Source organism: Enterobacter sp. HK-058-C-ECC (genome assembly GCF_047531125.1).
GTDB classification, from domain to species: Bacteria; Pseudomonadota; Gammaproteobacteria; order Enterobacterales; family Enterobacteriaceae; genus Enterobacter; species Enterobacter quasiroggenkampii.
The window spans coordinates 130,520-147,242 of record NZ_JBLKCH010000009.1 but is presented as its reverse complement, the minus strand read 5'-3'; the positions used below and the strand labels follow the sequence as shown (position 1 = coordinate 147,242).

Genomic DNA, 16,723 nt, shown 5'->3' with positions numbered 1-16,723 from the left:
GGGAGGACACATGACGACCCAGGCGCTTCAGGATCACATCCTTTTTCAGACCGGTTATCTGGTCAACGGAATCTGGAAAACGCTGGACACGACCTTCGATGTGCTTAACCCCGCAACCGGGGAAGTCATCGCGAAAGTCGCCAAAGCGGGTAAAGCACAAACCGAAGACGCTATCGCAGCGGCCACCAAAGCCTTCCCGGCCTGGCGTGCCAAAACCGCGAAAGAACGCTCGGCGATTCTTTATCGCTGGTACGAACTGATCATTGAGAATAAAAACTGGCTCGGGCAGTTAATGACCACCGAGCAGGGTAAGCCGCTGAAAGAGGCCGAAGGCGAGGTGGAGTACGCTGCCAGCTTTATCCAGTGGTTTGCCGAAGAGGCCAAGCGCGCGAACGGTGAAATTATTCCGCCGATCAAACCCGGCTCGCGCATTCTGGCGACCCGTGAACCCATTGGCGTGGTCGCGGCGATAACGCCGTGGAACTTCCCGATGGCCATGCTCACCCGCAAGTTAGGCCCGGCGCTGGCTGCAGGGTGTACCGGTGTGATCAAACCGGCCAATAACACGCCGCTCAGTGCCTTTGCGCTGCTTACCCTGGCAAAACAGGCTGGCGTGCCCGACGGCGTGCTCAACGCCGTGGCCGGGAATACGCATGAAATCAGCGATGCGATCATGGCAAGCCGCGACGTGCGTAAAATCTCCTTTACCGGCTCGACCTCCGTCGGCAAAACGCTGGTGCGTAATGCTGCCGAAACCATGAAGAAAGTCTCGATGGAGCTGGGGGGAAATGCCCCGTATATCGTTTTTGAGGATGCAGACATCGACGCGGCGGTGAAGGGGGCGATTGCCAACAAGTTCCGCAATGCCGGGCAGGTCTGCGTCAGCGTGAACCGTTTTTATATTCAGGAAACCGTCTACGACAAGTTTGTGAATAAACTGGCCGATGCCGTGAAGGCGCTCAAGGTGGGGAATGGCCTTGACGAGGGCGTTGTCGTTGGGCCGCTGATTGAATCTGCTGCGGTCGACAAGGTGCGTGAGCATGTCGACGATGCCGTCTCACGGGGGGCAACCGTACTGGCAGGGGGTAAGCCCCATCCGCTTGGCGGGAACTTCTGGATGCCAACCGTGCTGGGCGACTGCCATGAAGGCATGAAGCTGGCAGAAGAAGAGACGTTTGGCCCGGTTGCGGCATGTTTCCGTTTCACCTCGGAAGATGAAGTTATCCAGCGCGCCAACAACACGCCCTATGGGCTGGCGGCTTACTTCTACACCCAGAATCTCTCACGTGTTTTCCGCGTTTCCCAGGCCATCGAGAGTGGGATGATCGGCATTAACGAGTGTGCCGTCTCCACGGAACTGGGGCCCTTTGGCGGCGTAAAAGAGTCAGGCCTGGGTCGTGAGGGCTCCGTGCTGGGCCTGGAAGAGTACCTGGAAGTGAAAACCCTTCACATCGGGGGATTATAATAGACAGGGCGGCATCTGCCGCTCGCCTGGACTGGGTGGCTGGCAATGAAAACCTATACTTTTGATTTTGACGAGATCGACAGTCAGGAAGACTTCTACCGCGAATTTATCCGGGTGTTTGATCTTGAACGGGAAAGCGTGACGAATCTGGATACGCTGTGGGACGTGGTGACCGGGAGTTTGCTGCCGCTACCGCTGGAAATTGAGTTCATCCATTTGCCCGATAAGCTGCGCAGACGCTTTGGCGCACTGATATTACTGTTCGATGAAGCGGAAGAAGAGCTGGAAGGGCAGTTGCGTTTTAACGCGCGGCACTGAATGAAAAAAGCCCCTGACCATGAGGCCAGGGGCAAGTCGTATGATGAGATACGACGAGGGTTTATTTATACAGTTCTGCAGTTGCATGCCAGTGGTCACCCTGATTCAGTTCGGTGACGCGATAGCTGCTGGCACCTGCTTTTTCAGCTTTGGCAGCCAGTTCGTGACGGATATCCATCGGAGAGCCGGTAACAGACGTCACGGAGATGCTGCCCATAGGCTGCAGATTTTGTGCCTGGTCGGCATTCACCTGCTGTACGGCTGCGCTTGCGCCGAAAGAGAGAACAGATGCCAGACCGAGGGTTGCGATGATCAATTTGGTTTTCATAGTCTTTACTCCTGAATAGGGTTTTTGCTCAACGGCGAGAAGGGTTGAACCGCTATTTTTATGCCTGGTGCCGTTGAGTGGAGATTTACGTTTTCAGTTATTGCTCAAACTTATTTGTACAGCTCAGCGGTGGCGTGCCAGTGGGCACCAGAACGCGCTTCGATGATGCGGTAGGATGACGCACCCTTTTCTTCCGCTTTTTTGTTCAGCATCTCACGCATGTCCATTGGCGATGTGCCGACCGCGCCGACAGAAACCGTACCGATGGTCTCGCGTGATTGCGCCTGATCAGCATTGATAGCGTCAGCCGCGAAAGCACCGAATGACAGGACAGACAGGACGCTCAGCGCCGCTACAGTTGATTTGATTTTCATGATTTTTACCTCGTCGAATTTTTTAGTGGGGTCTTGTTTCGTGACCCTCATCACAAAATCAAGTATACACTAATAACGGTAAAAATTAATACCAGACTAATGGTTTCTATTGTTATTACGTGTTAACCACTCATTTTTTTATAACCAAATTGCATAATATTGGGCATTTTTTGCGCATTTGTGTTGGTTATATCTAATAAAATCATATGGATATCAGCTTTTGATTTTTTGTGCGATTTTTTGATTTAGCATTCACCAGATGAATGTTAATGGGCGGTAAAAAGCACTATTTGTCAAAGTCAGGGGCAGTGGAAAAGAGGGGGAAACGGCGTGGGGGCAGAACGATCCCCGCAGCGGCGCTACGGGGAAAGGGGATTAGAGTTCCTGTTCGAACAGAACCAGAATCGCTTCGTGGAGATCTTTAACGGAGAAACCGCTAGCCGGCGTGGTAAAGATGGTGTCATCGCCGGCGATAGTCCCGAGGATGCCTTCTGTTTTACCCAACGAGTCCAGCATGCGGGCAATCAGCTGTGCGGCTCCAGGGCTTGTGTGGATCACCACAACGGCGTCGTTGTAGTCGATATCCAGAACCAGATTCTTCAGCGGGCTGGAGGTGGTCGGCACGCCAAGTTCAGCCGGCAGGCAATAGACCATCTCCATCTTGGCGTTACGGGTACGCACCGCGCCAAATTTCGTTAACATGCGGGAGACTTTCGACTGATTGATGTTATCGAAGCCTTGTTCCTGCAGCGCCTGAACAATTTCTCCCTGAGAACTGAATTTCTCTTCTTTAAGTAGCGCTTTAAACGCCTTGACTAATTCTTCTTGCTTAGACGAGCTTCGCATAAGTCACCCGGAATATGACGATAGAAACAACATTATTATGCATGTGGATGAATTTTTATGCAAATTATCTACTCAGCGCCAGGCTGAAATAATGTTATGAAAGGGAGTGATTTTATCAGAATTCGTTATCAGAAAACATGCCTGGGTCACGCCGCGCAAATAAGCTTAAAAGTAAATTAAATGTTATCAAAATGATGTTGTTTTGGTGGCGGGGCAGGGTGTATTGTAACCACCTCTTAATTCGTCGCCGTCTGTCGTCAGAGCGTCTTCTGAAGAGAGATAAAGTCGCGTGACCTCAAATTCTTTAGCTACGAAAATTGTAATTATTTACTTGCTGAATTATGGTCGCCGCAACGGATTTACAGATACTTAAGTTAACCATAATAAGGAGTTTAGGATGAAAGTCGCAGTCCTCGGCGCTGCTGGTGGTATCGGCCAGGCGCTTGCCCTACTACTGAAAACCCAACTGCCTTCAGGCTCAGAACTCTCCCTGTACGATATTGCTCCGGTAACCCCAGGTGTGGCGGTTGACCTGAGCCACATCCCAACTGCTGTAAAAATCAAAGGCTTCTCCGGTGAAGATGCGCGTCCTGCACTGCAGGGTGCCGACGTGGTGCTGATTTCTGCAGGCGTGGCGCGTAAGCCAGGCATGGATCGTTCAGACCTGTTCAACGTCAACGCGGGCATCGTGAAAAACCTGGTGCAGCAGATTGCAGAAATCTGCCCGAAAGCATGCATCGGTATCATCACTAACCCGGTGAACACCACCGTTGCTATCGCGGCAGAAGTGCTGAAGAAAGCGGGCGTTTACGACAAAAACAAACTGTTCGGCGTAACCACGCTGGATATCATCCGCTCCAACACCTTCGTTGCTGAGCTGAAGGGCAAACAACCAACAGAAGTGGAAGTGCCGGTCATCGGCGGTCACTCTGGCGTTACCATCCTGCCTCTGCTGTCGCAGATCCCAGGCGTAAGCTTCACCGAGCAGGAAGTGGCTGACCTGACCAAACGCATCCAGAACGCGGGCACCGAAGTGGTGGAAGCGAAGGCGGGTGGCGGTTCTGCAACCCTGTCTATGGGCCAGGCGGCTGCACGTTTCGGTCTGTCACTGGTTCGCGCGCTGCAGGGCGAGAAAGGCGTTGTTGAATGCGCTTACGTTGAAGGCGATGGCGAACACGCTCGCTTCTTCTCTCAGCCGCTGCTGCTGGGTAAAAATGGTATCGAAGAGCGTAAATCCATTGGCAAGCTGAGCGCGTTTGAACAACACGCGATGGAAGGCATGCTGGATACGCTGAAGAAAGATATCACCCTGGGTGAAGAGTTCGTTAACAAGTAATACGAACCGTCCCCCGGCAAAAAAACGGAGCTTATCGCTCCGTTTTTTTATGCCTGTCAGTTCGTTGCCGGGTATTCCTGAATGGTGACTTGCAGCGTCAGTTTCTTATCGTTGCGCATGACTTCAACTGGAATGATAGAGCCCGGGCGAATTTCTGCCACCTGGTCCATCGTCTCCAGCGCAGAAACCGCCGGCGTGCCGTTGACCGACACAATGACGTCATTGACCTGAATCCCCGCGTTGGCCGCCGGACCCCCTGGCGCCACCTCGTTCACCACGATGCCCTGGATCTGATCGATACCGCCGCCCTGGGTATGCATCGGCGCAATTTCGCGGCCACCGATACCGATATAGCCGCGGATCACGCGTCCGTCGCGGATCAGCTTATCCATAATTTTGGTCGCCAGCTGGAACGGAATGGCAAAGCCGATCCCTTCCGGCGTCTCACCGTCGTTACTCTTATCGAACGACAGGGTGTTGATGCCCATCAGTTCGCCCAGCGAGTTAACCAGCGCACCGCCGGAGTTACCGTGGTTGATGGAGGCATCGGTTTGCAGGAAGTTCTGCCGCCCGGAGGGGTTCAGACCAATGCGGCCGGTCGCGCTGATGATCCCCTGAGTGATGGTCTGGCCCAGGTTGTAAGGGTTACCAATCGCCAGGACGACGTCGCCTATATGCGGGGTACGTTTACGGTTGATCGGGATGACCGGCAAACCGCCCGTGGCGTTAATCTTCAGGACGGCGAGGTCGGTCAGGCTGTCAGAGCCAACGAGTAATGCCTCAAACACGCGGCCATCCTGCAGGGCGACGATGATCTGGTCGGCATCGTTTATCACGTGCTTGTTGGTAATAATGTAGCCGCGCTCGTCCATGATCACGCCGGAGCCGAGGGTGCGGATCTCCAGCTGGTTGTGGGCTGAGGTATTCAGGCCACGGTTATAGACGTTAACCACGGCAGGTGCGGCTCGGCGGACGGCCTGATTATAGGTGGCCGGTGTTTCATCCGTGCTATCGAACTGGGGAGCCGACAGTTTATTGAACTGACGTAAAGACGGCAGCGCCAGCAGCAGCAGGCCAGCGACAATCAAACCGATGACAATAGAACGTAAGAGCTTTAAAAGCATGATGCGCGTGTCGTTAAAAAAGGAACGATTTGCAGCATAACATGAGTTATCCGGACATCACACGCAGCGGTGATGTCCGGGTCGCAAATGCTTAGCGCAACAGAATATAGATAGACTCATTGCCGCGCATGACCTGCAGGGCAATAACCGCCGGTTTACTCTCCAGCACCTTGCGCAGTTCGGCAATGGACTGCACGCGATTGCGGTTTACGCCAATGATCACATCTTCCTGATGCAATCCGGCCTGAGCGGCAGGGCTGCTCTTTTCAACGGTGTCGATGCGAATGCCTTTCGTACCATCTTTCAACTGTCCATCGCTCAGCGTCGCACCCTGCAGCGCCGGGGCGATCAGCTCCGCACTGGCAGAGGAGGAGGTGCTCTTATCCAGCGTCACTTCAACGTTCAGCGGTTTACCGTCACGAATCAGACCCAGCTTCACTTTGGCGCCGGGTTCGGTGGTGGCTATCCGCGAGCGCAGCTCGGCAAAGCTGCTCAGCGGCTTGTCGTTGAGGCTGACGATCACATCGCCCGATTTGATACCTGCTTTTGCCGAGCCGGAGTTAGGCAGCACTTCACTGACAAACGCCCCGCGCTGTACGTTGATGTTGAACGCTTTTGCGATATCCGCGCTCATCTCCATACCTTTAATACCCAGCAGCCCTCGTTTGATTTCACCGAACTGAATGAGCTGCTGTGCCAGCGTTTTGGCCATATTGCTGGGAATCGCAAAACCGATCCCAATGCTGCCGCCGCCTGGGGCCAGAATCGCCGTGTTGATCCCAATCAGCTCACCGTTAAGGTTGAGCAATGCCCCGCCGGAGTTCCCGCGGTTGATTGAGGCATCGGTCTGGATAAAGTTTTCCAGCCCTTCCAGATTGAGGCCGCTACGTCCCAGCGCGGAGACGATCCCGGAGGTGGCGGTTTGCCCTAAGCCAAAGGGGTTGCCTACGGCGACGGCAAAGTCGCCGACGCGTAGTTTGTCGGAATCCGCGATGGCAATCTGGGTCAGGTTGCTCGGGTTTTGCACCTGCAGCAGCGCGATGTCGCTCTGATCATCGCCGCCAATCAGTTTGGCATCAAATTCGCGGCCATCGTTCAGTTGGACGCTGATTTTATCGGCCTGGCTGATGACATGATTGTTAGTCAGAATATAGCCTTTTGCCGCATCGATAATGACGCCAGACCCCAGGCCTTCAAAAGGCTGGGCCTGCTGGTCGGGAGACTCATCGCCAAAATACTTCTTCAATTCTTCAGGGACGCGTTGGCTTTGTACCGCCGTGCCTTCAACCTGAACGCTGACGACCGCAGGCAACACTTTTTCCAGCATGGGTGCAAGGCTTGGAATGGCCGCCTGGCCAGGCACCTGGGAGGGAATGGCGGCAAATACAGGAACGGACGCCGAGAGAGATAACCCGACACTTAACGCGATAGCGCTCAACAGCTGGTTTTTTTTCTTCATCGATGTTGACTCTCGTAACCTGGAATAAAGGAAAAACGGCCCCAAAAACACGTTGATGTTATTGAATTTTAAACCGCTGAACAATGAGGTGTTTAACTAAATGATAGCTGGGGTCATGAAGAAAGGACGGGCGCAATCGCTGCGCCCGTAAAATAAATTCAGGTTGTGCGATTAATCGCGTTTTACACCGCCGCGCAGCAGGCCGGACGCGCCGTCTGAATAGTCGCGAGGCATCTGAACGGGCGCCTGATCGTTACCGGCCTCAGAGTCTGCCAGACGGTTGCGGAACGGGTTGGTTTCCGCCGTCATTTCCGGCAGCAGGCTGCTGGAGCTTTTTGCCATATGCTGATACAGCTGACGATAGTCGGTCGCCATGTTGTCCAGCAGCTCGGCGCTACGGGCAAAATGGCTGACCAGCTCTTCACGATACTCTTCCAGCTCGGCTTTGTTCTTTTCCAGTTCGTACTGCAGTGACTGCTGCTGACGCAATTTGCGATTACCGAAACGCATGGCCACAGCACCAATGACGATGCCGACGACTAAACCGATTAGCGCATATTCCCAGGTCATGAACTTCTCCCGTTGTCTTGTTGTTCCGTAGGGTGTTGGCTCGGCTCCTGCCTGTGCCTGATAATGCCACTATAACCGCTATTTCCGTAGAAGTGGAATCCTGACGTATCATCGCGTAGTGTAGAACGGCCTTTTTTTCATCAGTCACGTCTGCTGGTGAGCGTTAATTGAAGGAATAACAATAAGATTATGCAAAACCTGTCCCCTGCATCGCGATATCAACTGGCCCTAAACGAGGGTACCCATCAGCCGGATGACGTTCAACGTGAGGCGGTAAGCCGTCTGGAGATGATTTATCAGGAACTCACGGCCAAACCCGCTGAAACCGAACAGAATGGCGGGCTAAAGGCGGCATTTGGGCGGTTGCTCGGAAAAAAAGCGCCACAGGCTCACGCGCCGGTGCGCGGTTTATATATGTGGGGCGGGGTCGGTCGCGGAAAAACCTGGCTGATGGACATGTTCTACCAGAGCCTGCCGGGGGAGCGTAAACAGCGTCTGCACTTCCACCGCTTTATGCTGCGGGTGCATGAAGAGTTGACTGCGCTGCAGGGTAAAAGCGATCCGCTGGAGATTGTGGCCGACCGGTTCAAGGCGGAAACGGACGTGCTCTGCTTCGATGAATTTTTTGTGTCTGACATCACCGATGCCATGCTGTTAGGCGGCCTGATGAAGGCGTTATTTGCCCGCGGGATTACGCTGGTGGCCACGTCGAATATCCCGCCGGACGAGTTGTACCGCAACGGCCTGCAGCGGGCACGCTTCCTGCCCGCCATCGACGCCATTAAGCAGCACTGCGACATTATGAATGTTGATGCCGGTGTCGATTATCGTCTGCGCACGTTAACCCAGGCGCACCTGTGGCTCTCGCCGTTAAATGCAGAGACCACCCGCGAGATGGATACACTCTGGCTGGCGCTGGCGGGGGCAAAACGCGAGCACGCCCCGGAACTTGAGATTAACCATCGTCCGTTGCCTACGCTCGGCGTTGAAAACCAAACGCTGGCGGTCTCCTTTACGACGCTCTGTGTCGATGCTCGTAGCCAGCACGACTACATTGCGCTTTCGCGTCTGTTCCACACCGTGATGGTGCTGGATGTACCGGTGATGACGCGGCTGATGGAGAGCGAGGCGCGGCGCTTCATTGCGCTGGTGGACGAGTTTTATGAGCGCCACGTCAAGCTGGTGGTCAGCGCCGAGGTTCCTTTATATGAGATCTACCAGGGCGAGCGGCTAAAGTTTGAGTTCCAGCGCTGCCTGTCTCGTCTGCAGGAGATGCAGAGCGAGGAATACCTGAAGCTGGAGCATATGCCATAATAAATGCCACCCTCTCCCTGAGAAGGGAGCCTTGTAGGCCGGGTAAGGCGCAGCCGCCACCCGGCATTTTCAGCCCCCTCGAAAAACCCATTCCAAATCACATTTAAGGGTCGATCTTTGACCTCAACTTCTCTATAATCTTGCGACCCCACGTTACGAGAAGGTTTTTTTCCCGAAACTTTCTATGTGTCGGCATGAGCTATTCGAAGGGGTAGGTTTGCCGGACTTTGTCGTGTGAACCTCAACTGACTAAACGTTTGGGTGTTCACCAACGTGTAACTTATTATTTGGGTAAGCTTTTAATGAAAACTTTTACAGCTAAACCAGAAACCGTACAGCGCGACTGGTATGTTGTTGACGCGACCGGTAAAACTCTGGGCCGTCTGGCTACTGAACTGGCTCGTCGCCTGCGCGGTAAGCACAAAGCGGAATACACTCCGCACGTTGATACCGGTGATTACATCATCGTTCTGAACGCTGATAAAGTTGCTGTTACCGGCAACAAGCGTACTGACAAAATGTACTACCACCACACCGGCCACATCGGTGGTATCAAAGAAGCGACCTTTGAAGAGATGATTGCTCGCCGTCCTGAGCGTGTGATTGAAATCGCGGTTAAAGGCATGCTGCCAAAAGGCCCGCTGGGTCGTGCTATGTTCCGTAAACTGAAAGTTTACGCAGGCAACGAGCACAACCACGCGGCACAGCAACCGCAAGTTCTTGACATCTAATCGGGATTATAGGCAATGGCTGAAAATCAATACTACGGCACTGGTCGCCGCAAAAGTTCCGCAGCTCGCGTTTTCATCAAACCGGGCAGTGGTAAAATCGTAATCAACCAGCGTTCTCTGGAACAGTACTTCGGTCGCGAAACTGCCCGCATGGTAGTTCGCCAGCCGCTGGAACTGGTTGATATGGTAGAAAAACTGGATCTGTACATCACCGTTAAAGGTGGTGGTATCTCCGGTCAGGCAGGTGCGATCCGTCACGGTATCACCCGCGCTCTGATGGAGTACGACGAATCCCTGCGTTCTGAACTGCGTAAAGCTGGCTTCGTTACTCGTGACGCGCGTCAGGTTGAACGTAAGAAAGTGGGTCTGCGTAAAGCACGTCGTCGTCCACAGTTCTCCAAACGTTAATCCATTCTGCTTACGCAGAACGATTGGCGAAAAACCCGCTTCGGCGGGTTTTTTTATGGATAATGCGCAGGTTATCCACAATATCCATGCATATATCTTCTCTTTTTCCACATTTCCAGAATCCCCTCACCACAAAGCCATCAAAATCTGGTAAACTATCATCCAATTTTCTGCCCAAATATCGGTGAATACTCGATTTTTGTTCGATTCTTGAACAATGTGTCTTCTCTGGGATGGGCGATACAACATCTGGCTGGCCCCTGTTGGGCTGGTAGCAGTAAAAATTCTGAATATACCTGGAGGTTTTCATGGCTGTCGCTGCCAACAAACGTTCGGTAATGACGCTGTTTTCTGGTCCTACTGACATTTATAGCCATCAGGTTCGTATCGTGCTGGCCGAGAAGGGTGTCAGTTTTGAGATCGAGCATGTGGAAAAGGATAACCCGCCTCAGGATCTGATCGATCTCAACCCGAGCCAAAGCGTGCCGACGCTGGTGGATCGCGAGCTGACCCTGTGGGAATCCCGTATCATTATGGAATATCTGGATGAGCGTTTCCCACATCCGCCGCTGATGCCTGTTTACCCTGTTGCGCGTGGTGAAAGCCGCCTGTACATGCAGCGTATCGAGAAAGACTGGTATTCGCTGATGAACGTGATTACCAGCGGATCTGCTGCCGAAGCCGACGCTGCGCGTAAGCAACTGCGTGAAGAGCTGCTGGCAATCGCCCCGGTGTTTGGTCAGAAGCCGTTCTTCCTGAGCGATGAGTTCAGCCTGGTAGACTGCTACCTGGCACCGCTGCTGTGGCGTCTGCCAACCCTGGGCGTAGAATTCAGCGGTCCTGGCGCGAAAGAGCTGAAAGGCTACATGACTCGCGTATTCGAACGCGACTCTTTCCTGGCATCTTTAACTGAACCGGAACGTGAAATGCGTCTCGGCCGAGGCTAATGACTGTGGAAATGTCACAACTTACCCCACGCCGTCCGTATCTGCTGCGCGCCTTCTATGAATGGCTGCTGGATAACCAGCTCACGCCGCACCTGGTTGTGGATGTGACGTTGCCGGGCGTGCTGGTTCCAATGGAATATGCACGTGACGGACAGATCGTACTGAACATCGCCCCGCGCGCGGTGGGTAACCTGGAACTGGCGAACGATGAAGTGCGCTTCAACGCGCGTTTCGGCGGTGTACCGCGTCAGGTTTCCGTGCCGCTGGCCGCTGTGCTGGCTATCTACGCCCGCGAAAACGGGGCGGGTACCATGTTCGAGCCGGAAGCGGCGTATGATGAAGAGGTTGCCAGCCTGAATGATGACAATGCATCTGATGAGCGCGAAAGCGACACGGTGATGTCACTTATCGATGGCGACAAACCCGATCATCACGACGACAATGACCCTGATGACGATCCGCCTCCGCGCGGTGGCCGCCCGGCGCTGCGCGTCGTCAAATAAATCCCTTTGTCGTCCGTTTATAAAAGCCAGTGATTCACTGGCTTTTTTCTTTATATCCATCAACAGCTGCAACATTTTTAAATAAGCATTGTTTATATCTCTTATTTCTTTATTGTCTGGTTAATAATTGGCTGGATTTATAAATGCCGTGAATTAATGGGGTTTAAAGTGATATTAATATGATGAGAAAAGTAAAGGTTAATTTTGAGTAATATTCTTTTTTTGATGGTAATCTCTTTTTTGAATGGGTAATTCCTTAATAAATTAAGGAAAAGATCATTTTGTGGTTATCCTTAATCGAATCGTTAATTTTGCTAAATTGCATGTATTTATAAAAACAATACTATGTGCACATGCTGACAAGCATGACGACAATCAGTAACTGGTAAAGGTATTTATCATTACTGGATTAAATATTGCAATTACTCATATGTTAAGGATTAACAAGTGAAAAAAGTTTTACTCGCAACTGCGCTTTCTCTGTGTGTGACATCAGCATTTGCTGCAGACCCTTCAGCGGTACTGAAGGTTAAAGGTACGCTGACCAATGCAGCATGTACACCCGTTCTGAGCAACGGCGGTACTGTTGACTACGGTACAATTAACCTGGGCGATCTGAGTGCGACTGCTACCAACCAGTTGGGCCAGAAAAATATCGACCTGACCATTAATTGCACCGCGGCAACAAAAGTGTCCTGGAATATGGTTGATGACCGCTCTGATTCTAATGCGAACCTGACCGTTGCAAACGCGCTGGTTGGTGGCGGATCTCTTAGCGGCGCTGGTCAAACTTACGGTGTGGGCAAAACTGCGGGTGGCGTTAACATCGGTACTTACGCTCTGATGGTTAAAGTTGACAGCGTAACGGCTGATGGTGCTGCGGTAGATCCAATCTATCAGCAGAACGCAACGGGCAACTGGACCAAGTCTACCAACGGTTCTAGTCAGGGCAGCCATATTCGTGATTTCACCGTCGCGTCTACGGGCACTCTGGACCCGCTGGCTTTCCAGACCGCGACCTTCCCGCTGGCAACCTCACTGGCTGTTCAGAACACCGCAACTCTGGCGATTACCGACGATACTCAGCTTGACGGTCAGTTGACCATCAGCCTGCGTTATCTGTAAGACTTTATTGAGTAAAAGTAATTTTAAAATAATCCAGAGAGTGAATGTTCTGCATTTACTCTCTTTTTAACAGCGCGATAAACATGGAATGTTCTGTTGGGCTATCAAGGAGATAATATTATGCAATGCGTAAAATCGAATATATTTAAAACACTTTTCACCCTCGCTTTATTTTCTACCCATTTTGCGGTTCATGCAGAAGGTATGGTGCCGGAAACCAGCCTGCTGATTATTGATGAAGCCACGCACAGCGGTACCATCAACGTAAAAAATACGGATTCACACCCATCCCTTTTATATACGAACGTGGTTGACCTGCCGGATGATCAGGGGCTTAAGCTGATCGTCACGCAGCCTGTAGTTCGCCTTGAACCCGGTCAAACGCAGCAGCTTCGTTTTATTTTGCAAAGCAAGCAACCGCTGGACGTTGAGCATTTCAAACGCGTAACGTTTGACGGCATTCCGCCAAAAAATGACGATAAAAAAATTAAAATTGGTATTAACATCCGCCAGGATATTCCAGTGCTAATACGCCCGGCTACGCTGGGGGTGGTGACGGACGCATGGAAATACCTCAAATGGTCAACCGTCGGGTCGTCTGTAAAAGTCACCAACCCAAGTAAGTACGTTGTCCGTCTGGCACAAAAAGTCGTATTACAGCCTTCAGGCGCAAACGCCACGCTTTCCAAAACTTACCTTCTGCCAGGTGAGACGATGACGGCTGCGTTGAATAAAACAACCAGTGGTGACAGCCACGTTAAATTTTTCCCGGCCAGCCGCTATGGCGTTGAAGTGCCGAGCTTTACCTCTGAATTAAATAAATAAAATAGGGATAAAACGGTGAATAAAAAAAGCCGTATTGCACTTTGTGTCCGCGCAGTTCTCTGCGGCACCTTGCCTCTGATGATGTTTGACTCCGCTTCCGTACTCGCAAGGGAAGTGACGTTTGATACGGGAGTCATGAAAACGCTGGGGTTAACGAGCGATTTGAACCATTACTTCGCTGAAGCACCGCGTTTTCTGCCCGGAACCCATTCCGTGAACGTCAAAGTGAATGGTGAAGATCGCGGCATGGCCGCCGTCCGTTTCGATAAGGACGGCGTGCTGTGTTTTGATAACGATCTGCTTGATTTCGCCGGTCTTATGCCGGTTCCGCTGAAGGCAGGCGAGGCGTGCCATGACATCCGTGACGATTACCCGAAAGCGCTAATCAACGCGTTGCCAAACCAGGAAGCCGTTGAGTTATACCTGCCGCCTGAAGCGGTAAACAGCCTGTCGTCGGATATCCGAAACTTCCAGCACGGCGGTGCCGCCGGGATGCTCAACTATTCGCTGTTCAGCACTCGTAACGAATATGGCGGTAGCGACAATTCCCGCTACTCGCAGGCTAATCTGGAAGCGGGTTTCAACGCTTTTGACTGGTCGCTTCGCAGTAATTACATCCTGACGGATGACAATGGCAAGAAAAATGCCGACAGCATTTACACCTATGCGGAGCATGTTTTTGTCCCGCAGAAGTTAACCATGCAGGTCGGTGAAATTAACGCCATGTCTAATGTGCTGAGCGGCATACCCATTACCGGCATCCAGCTTATGCCGACCAACGGGCTGACAAGAGACGGTAGCGGCGTCAGCGTGTCCGGCATTGCCCGTTCTTCCCAGGCTCGCGTGGAGATTCGCCAGAATAATCAGCTGATTTTCAGTACGCTCGTGCCCGCGGGGCCATTTACGCTGGATGACGTCCCGATTGCGCGTAACAACGTCGATTTGGACGTTTCCGTCGTGGAGTCTGACGGCTCAACGAATCACTTTATTGTTCCTGCAGCCGCCGTGAAGCAGCGCAACCTTTCACGCCCGCAGGGGCTTACCGTGTCAGCGGGTCAGGTGCGCAGCATCGACAGCGACTACAGCGATCCGCTGGTGATGAACGTGTCCGACGGCTGGCGCATTTTCCCGTGGATGAACCTTCTGGCCTCCGGTACTGCGGCTCAGGATTACCAGGCGGCTGGCGGTCGCACCGATTTTCTGATCAACGACCTCTGGTCTGTTTCCACGACGGTTGCGGCAAGTCAGGAATCGTTTGGTGACAGCAACAGTGGCCTTAAAACCGAGCTGGGAAGCGACCTTACGCTTTCCTCCCATGTCTCGCTTTCCACCAGCGCGACGCACTACAGCGGCGGCTATCGTGAGATGGCAGAAGCAATGGACGACGATTACCAGGGATACGATAACGCCTATTCCGGCAGCGTACATTTTTCATCCGATCTGGCAGGCGTTTTCTCAGCAGGCTTCAACTACAACCAGAGCAGCGGGGACTATGAGGATTCCCGCTATCTGCTGCTGTCGTGGGGTAAGACGTTCAAATATGCCAGCGTGACTGCCAACTGGCAAAGCGCTGTGGGCAACGTCGATGACGATCAGGACGATGAAATGCTGTACATCAACGTCAGCATTCCGTTGAGTCCAGGGCAATCTGTGAGCACCTACATGCGCAAGCAGGGCGACAATACCACTTACGGTGTCGCCAACAGCGGCTCGCTGGGCGACAACACGCACTACTACATCGCCGCCGATCGTGACCAGTCCTCCAGTGATAATAGCTTCAACGGTAACATTAACACCAACCTACACTATACCCAGCTGAGCGTGGGTGGCGGCACCAGCGGTGATAATCAGCGTAACTATAACGCCACCCTGGCGGGCGGCATCGCTATGCACAAAAATGGCGTGACGTTCTCGCCGTATGCGATTCGCGATACCTTTGCCATTGCCAGACTGAGCGAGAAGAAAAGCGGGGTAGAAATCGCCACGCCACAGGGTACGGTCTGGACCGATGCCTGGGGGCAGGCGGTCGTACCTTCGCTTAACGAGTGGCGCAATTCGCGTATTGAAGTGGATGCCAACAAGCTGCCGCAGAATATGACGCTGGCAAACGGCACCCGATATATCGCCGCAGGTCACGCTTCAGTCAGCGAGCTTGACTTCAGGGTGCTAAACAGCCGTCGTGTGATGCTGCGTATGAAGCAAGCCGATGGTCAGCCGCTGAAAAAAGGGCTGACGGTCGTGGATGAGAAGGGCAACTACATTGTTACGGTCGTTGATGATGGTCATGTCTTTATCAACGATGCGGATCAGCTATCGGCGCTCTACGCCATGGATGCCAACAACAATCGTCTGTGCAAACTCGATTTCGCTCTTCCAGAGAAACGCGATGAAGATGCCTTCTATGAAGAAGTAAACGGAGTATGCCGATGAATTATCAACAAACAGTTGGATTAACCGCGCTGGGGATACTTTTCTTCGCGGCGACTGCACATGCGGAAGATTGCCAAATAACGCTCTCGCAGCCGGTGGTGGATTACCACGAAATGCGTCGAGATAATATCGATAAAACCCAGCAGAACTGGCACAAAATGGCGGACCGGACCCTCAACGTTAACGTTTACTGTCCGCAGCCGCAGCAAATGGCGGTGTTGCTGCAGGGGACGGCAGGCGATAAAGGGCGCTTCACATTCGGCCAGTCTGGCGGAATGGCGGTGAAAATCGATGAGATGACCGTCGACGGTAAAAATTATACCGTCGGTAAAACGGTCGACCAGCTCAATTTTACTCCGCAAAGCGGCACGCCTTCGCCGTTTTATGTGCGTAATAATGAAGCGGTTATTGCGGTTGATAATAATCAGGTGCCTTCAGGTCAGCAGATGAATTTCCGGGTGACGCTATCACCCGTGCTGGATGACAATGCGTTTAGCCGCATCACCGATCAAACCGCACTGGAAAGTGATTTAACCTGGACCCTGCTGACGAAGTAGCGGTTCGGGCAATAAATAAAAATCATGAAGAGAAAATAAGCTTCATTATTTTTATCGTCGATG

18 protein-coding genes are annotated in these 16,723 nt (G+C 52.6%); 12 read left to right on the top strand and 6 right to left on the bottom strand.

The window, feature by feature from the left end; translation table 11 throughout:
• Window positions 1-10 precede the first annotated feature (10 nt).
• Both ACMWJS_RS17490 and ACMWJS_RS17485 read left to right on the top strand, forming a co-directional pair.
• A complete protein-coding gene (locus ACMWJS_RS17490) occupies window positions 11-1,465 on the top strand; it encodes an NAD-dependent succinate-semialdehyde dehydrogenase (protein ID WP_090392898.1) in 1,455 nt (484 codons plus the stop codon).
• A 45-nt stretch (window positions 1,466-1,510) separates the two neighbouring features.
• On the top strand, window positions 1,511-1,783 hold the full coding sequence (locus tag ACMWJS_RS17485; protein WP_008502839.1) for a barstar family protein: 273 nt from the start codon (window positions 1,511-1,513) through the stop codon (window positions 1,781-1,783).
• A 61-nt stretch (window positions 1,784-1,844) separates the two neighbouring features.
• Here ACMWJS_RS17485 and yhcN (ACMWJS_RS17480) read toward each other — a convergent pair whose 3' ends face one another.
• From yhcN (ACMWJS_RS17480) to argR, 3 genes are all read right to left on the bottom strand, one after another.
• The gene (yhcN, locus tag ACMWJS_RS17480) at window positions 1,845-2,111 is read right to left on the bottom strand and encodes a peroxide/acid stress response protein YhcN (RefSeq protein ID WP_008502838.1); all 267 of its coding nucleotides are present in this window, start codon (window positions 2,109-2,111) and stop codon (window positions 1,845-1,847) included.
• Between the two features lie 110 nt (window positions 2,112-2,221).
• Window positions 2,222-2,485 (bottom strand): peroxide/acid stress response protein YhcN, encoded by a 264-nt coding sequence (gene yhcN, locus ACMWJS_RS17475; protein WP_045910130.1) that lies wholly within the window; start codon window positions 2,483-2,485, stop codon window positions 2,222-2,224.
• Window positions 2,486-2,860: 375 nt separating this feature from the next.
• Window positions 2,861-3,331: a transcriptional regulator ArgR gene (gene argR, locus ACMWJS_RS17470; RefSeq protein ID WP_008502836.1), complete on the bottom strand. Its 471-nt coding sequence runs from the start codon at window positions 3,329-3,331 to the stop codon at window positions 2,861-2,863.
• A 397-nt stretch (window positions 3,332-3,728) separates the two neighbouring features.
• Here argR and mdh point away from each other — a divergent pair, with 397 nt between their 5' ends.
• Window positions 3,729-4,667 (top strand): malate dehydrogenase, encoded by a 939-nt coding sequence (mdh, locus tag ACMWJS_RS17465; protein WP_045910129.1) that lies wholly within the window; start codon window positions 3,729-3,731, stop codon window positions 4,665-4,667.
• A 56-nt stretch (window positions 4,668-4,723) separates the two neighbouring features.
• Here the strand turns inward: mdh and degS are convergent, their stop codons facing one another.
• The 3 genes from degS to zapG form a co-directional block, all read right to left on the bottom strand.
• A complete protein-coding gene (gene degS, locus ACMWJS_RS17460) occupies window positions 4,724-5,791 on the bottom strand; it encodes an outer membrane-stress sensor serine endopeptidase DegS (protein WP_008502834.1) in 1,068 nt (355 codons plus the stop codon).
• 91 nt (window positions 5,792-5,882) lie between these two features.
• The gene (gene degQ / locus ACMWJS_RS17455) at window positions 5,883-7,250 is read right to left on the bottom strand and encodes a serine endoprotease DegQ (protein ID WP_045910128.1); all 1,368 of its coding nucleotides are present in this window, start codon (window positions 7,248-7,250) and stop codon (window positions 5,883-5,885) included.
• A gap of 171 nt (window positions 7,251-7,421) precedes the next feature.
• On the bottom strand, window positions 7,422-7,820 hold the full coding sequence (gene zapG, locus ACMWJS_RS17450) for a Z-ring associated protein ZapG (RefSeq protein ID WP_008502832.1): 399 nt from the start codon (window positions 7,818-7,820) through the stop codon (window positions 7,422-7,424).
• Between the two features lie 189 nt (window positions 7,821-8,009).
• Here zapG and zapE point away from each other — a divergent pair, with 189 nt between their 5' ends.
• The 9 genes from zapE (at window position 8,010) to ACMWJS_RS17405 (ending at window position 16,660) form a co-directional block, all read left to right on the top strand.
• A complete protein-coding gene (gene zapE, locus ACMWJS_RS17445) occupies window positions 8,010-9,134 on the top strand; it encodes a cell division protein ZapE (RefSeq protein ID WP_045910127.1) in 1,125 nt (374 codons plus the stop codon).
• Window positions 9,135-9,436: 302 nt separating this feature from the next.
• Window positions 9,437-9,865, top strand: a complete 429-nt coding sequence (rplM, locus tag ACMWJS_RS17440) for a 50S ribosomal protein L13 (RefSeq protein ID WP_003860434.1) — start codon at window positions 9,437-9,439, stop codon at window positions 9,863-9,865.
• Between the two features lie 15 nt (window positions 9,866-9,880).
• Window positions 9,881-10,273: a 30S ribosomal protein S9 gene (rpsI, locus tag ACMWJS_RS17435; RefSeq protein WP_003860436.1), complete on the top strand. Its 393-nt coding sequence runs from the start codon at window positions 9,881-9,883 to the stop codon at window positions 10,271-10,273.
• Window positions 10,274-10,581: 308 nt separating this feature from the next.
• A complete protein-coding gene (gene sspA / locus ACMWJS_RS17430) occupies window positions 10,582-11,220 on the top strand; it encodes a stringent starvation protein SspA (protein ID WP_025756674.1) in 639 nt (212 codons plus the stop codon).
• Between the two features lie 5 nt (window positions 11,221-11,225).
• Entirely contained in the window at window positions 11,226-11,723 is a 498-nt protein-coding gene (sspB, locus tag ACMWJS_RS17425; RefSeq protein ID WP_045355426.1) for a ClpXP protease specificity-enhancing factor, read from the top strand.
• 447 nt (window positions 11,724-12,170) lie between these two features.
• Window positions 12,171-12,848, top strand: a complete 678-nt coding sequence (locus ACMWJS_RS17420; protein WP_262781341.1) for a DUF1120 domain-containing protein — start codon at window positions 12,171-12,173, stop codon at window positions 12,846-12,848.
• 120 nt (window positions 12,849-12,968) lie between these two features.
• Window positions 12,969-13,673: a fimbria/pilus chaperone family protein gene (locus ACMWJS_RS17415; RefSeq protein WP_045910125.1), complete on the top strand. Its 705-nt coding sequence runs from the start codon at window positions 12,969-12,971 to the stop codon at window positions 13,671-13,673.
• A gap of 15 nt (window positions 13,674-13,688) precedes the next feature.
• Window positions 13,689-16,103, top strand: coding sequence for a fimbrial biogenesis outer membrane usher protein (locus tag ACMWJS_RS17410; protein ID WP_167213225.1), 2,415 nt, complete (start codon window positions 13,689-13,691; stop codon window positions 16,101-16,103).
• Window positions 16,100-16,660 (top strand): hypothetical protein, encoded by a 561-nt coding sequence (locus tag ACMWJS_RS17405; RefSeq protein WP_048028813.1) that lies wholly within the window; start codon window positions 16,100-16,102, stop codon window positions 16,658-16,660. Before ACMWJS_RS17410 ends, ACMWJS_RS17405 begins: the two co-directional genes overlap by 4 nt.
• The last annotated feature ends 63 nt before the right edge of the window (window positions 16,661-16,723 follow it).

Bases quoted from the DNA above. Each gene is read 5' to 3' on its own strand.
- ACMWJS_RS17490 (WP_090392898.1), top strand. From the start codon at position 11: ATGACGACCCAGGCGCTTCAGGATCACATCCTTTTTCAGACCGGTTAT.
- ACMWJS_RS17485 (WP_008502839.1), top strand. From the start codon at position 1,511: ATGAAAACCTATACTTTTGATTTTGACGAGATCGACAGTCAGGAAGAC.
- yhcN (WP_008502838.1), bottom strand. From the start codon at position 2,111: ATGAAAACCAAATTGATCATCGCAACCCTCGGTCTGGCATCTGTTCTC.
- yhcN (WP_045910130.1), bottom strand. From the start codon at position 2,485: ATGAAAATCAAATCAACTGTAGCGGCGCTGAGCGTCCTGTCTGTCCTG.
- argR (WP_008502836.1), bottom strand. From the start codon at position 3,331: ATGCGAAGCTCGTCTAAGCAAGAAGAATTAGTCAAGGCGTTTAAAGCG.
- mdh (WP_045910129.1), top strand. From the start codon at position 3,729: ATGAAAGTCGCAGTCCTCGGCGCTGCTGGTGGTATCGGCCAGGCGCTT.
- degS (WP_008502834.1), bottom strand. From the start codon at position 5,791: ATGCTTTTAAAGCTCTTACGTTCTATTGTCATCGGTTTGATTGTCGCT.
- degQ (WP_045910128.1), bottom strand. From the start codon at position 7,250: ATGAAGAAAAAAAACCAGCTGTTGAGCGCTATCGCGTTAAGTGTCGGG.
- zapG (WP_008502832.1), bottom strand. From the start codon at position 7,820: ATGACCTGGGAATATGCGCTAATCGGTTTAGTCGTCGGCATCGTCATT.
- zapE (WP_045910127.1), top strand. From the start codon at position 8,010: ATGCAAAACCTGTCCCCTGCATCGCGATATCAACTGGCCCTAAACGAG.
- rplM (WP_003860434.1), top strand. From the start codon at position 9,437: ATGAAAACTTTTACAGCTAAACCAGAAACCGTACAGCGCGACTGGTAT.
- rpsI (WP_003860436.1), top strand. From the start codon at position 9,881: ATGGCTGAAAATCAATACTACGGCACTGGTCGCCGCAAAAGTTCCGCA.
- sspA (WP_025756674.1), top strand. From the start codon at position 10,582: ATGGCTGTCGCTGCCAACAAACGTTCGGTAATGACGCTGTTTTCTGGT.
- ACMWJS_RS17415 (WP_045910125.1), top strand. From the start codon at position 12,969: ATGCAATGCGTAAAATCGAATATATTTAAAACACTTTTCACCCTCGCT.
- ACMWJS_RS17405 (WP_048028813.1), top strand. From the start codon at position 16,100: ATGAATTATCAACAAACAGTTGGATTAACCGCGCTGGGGATACTTTTC.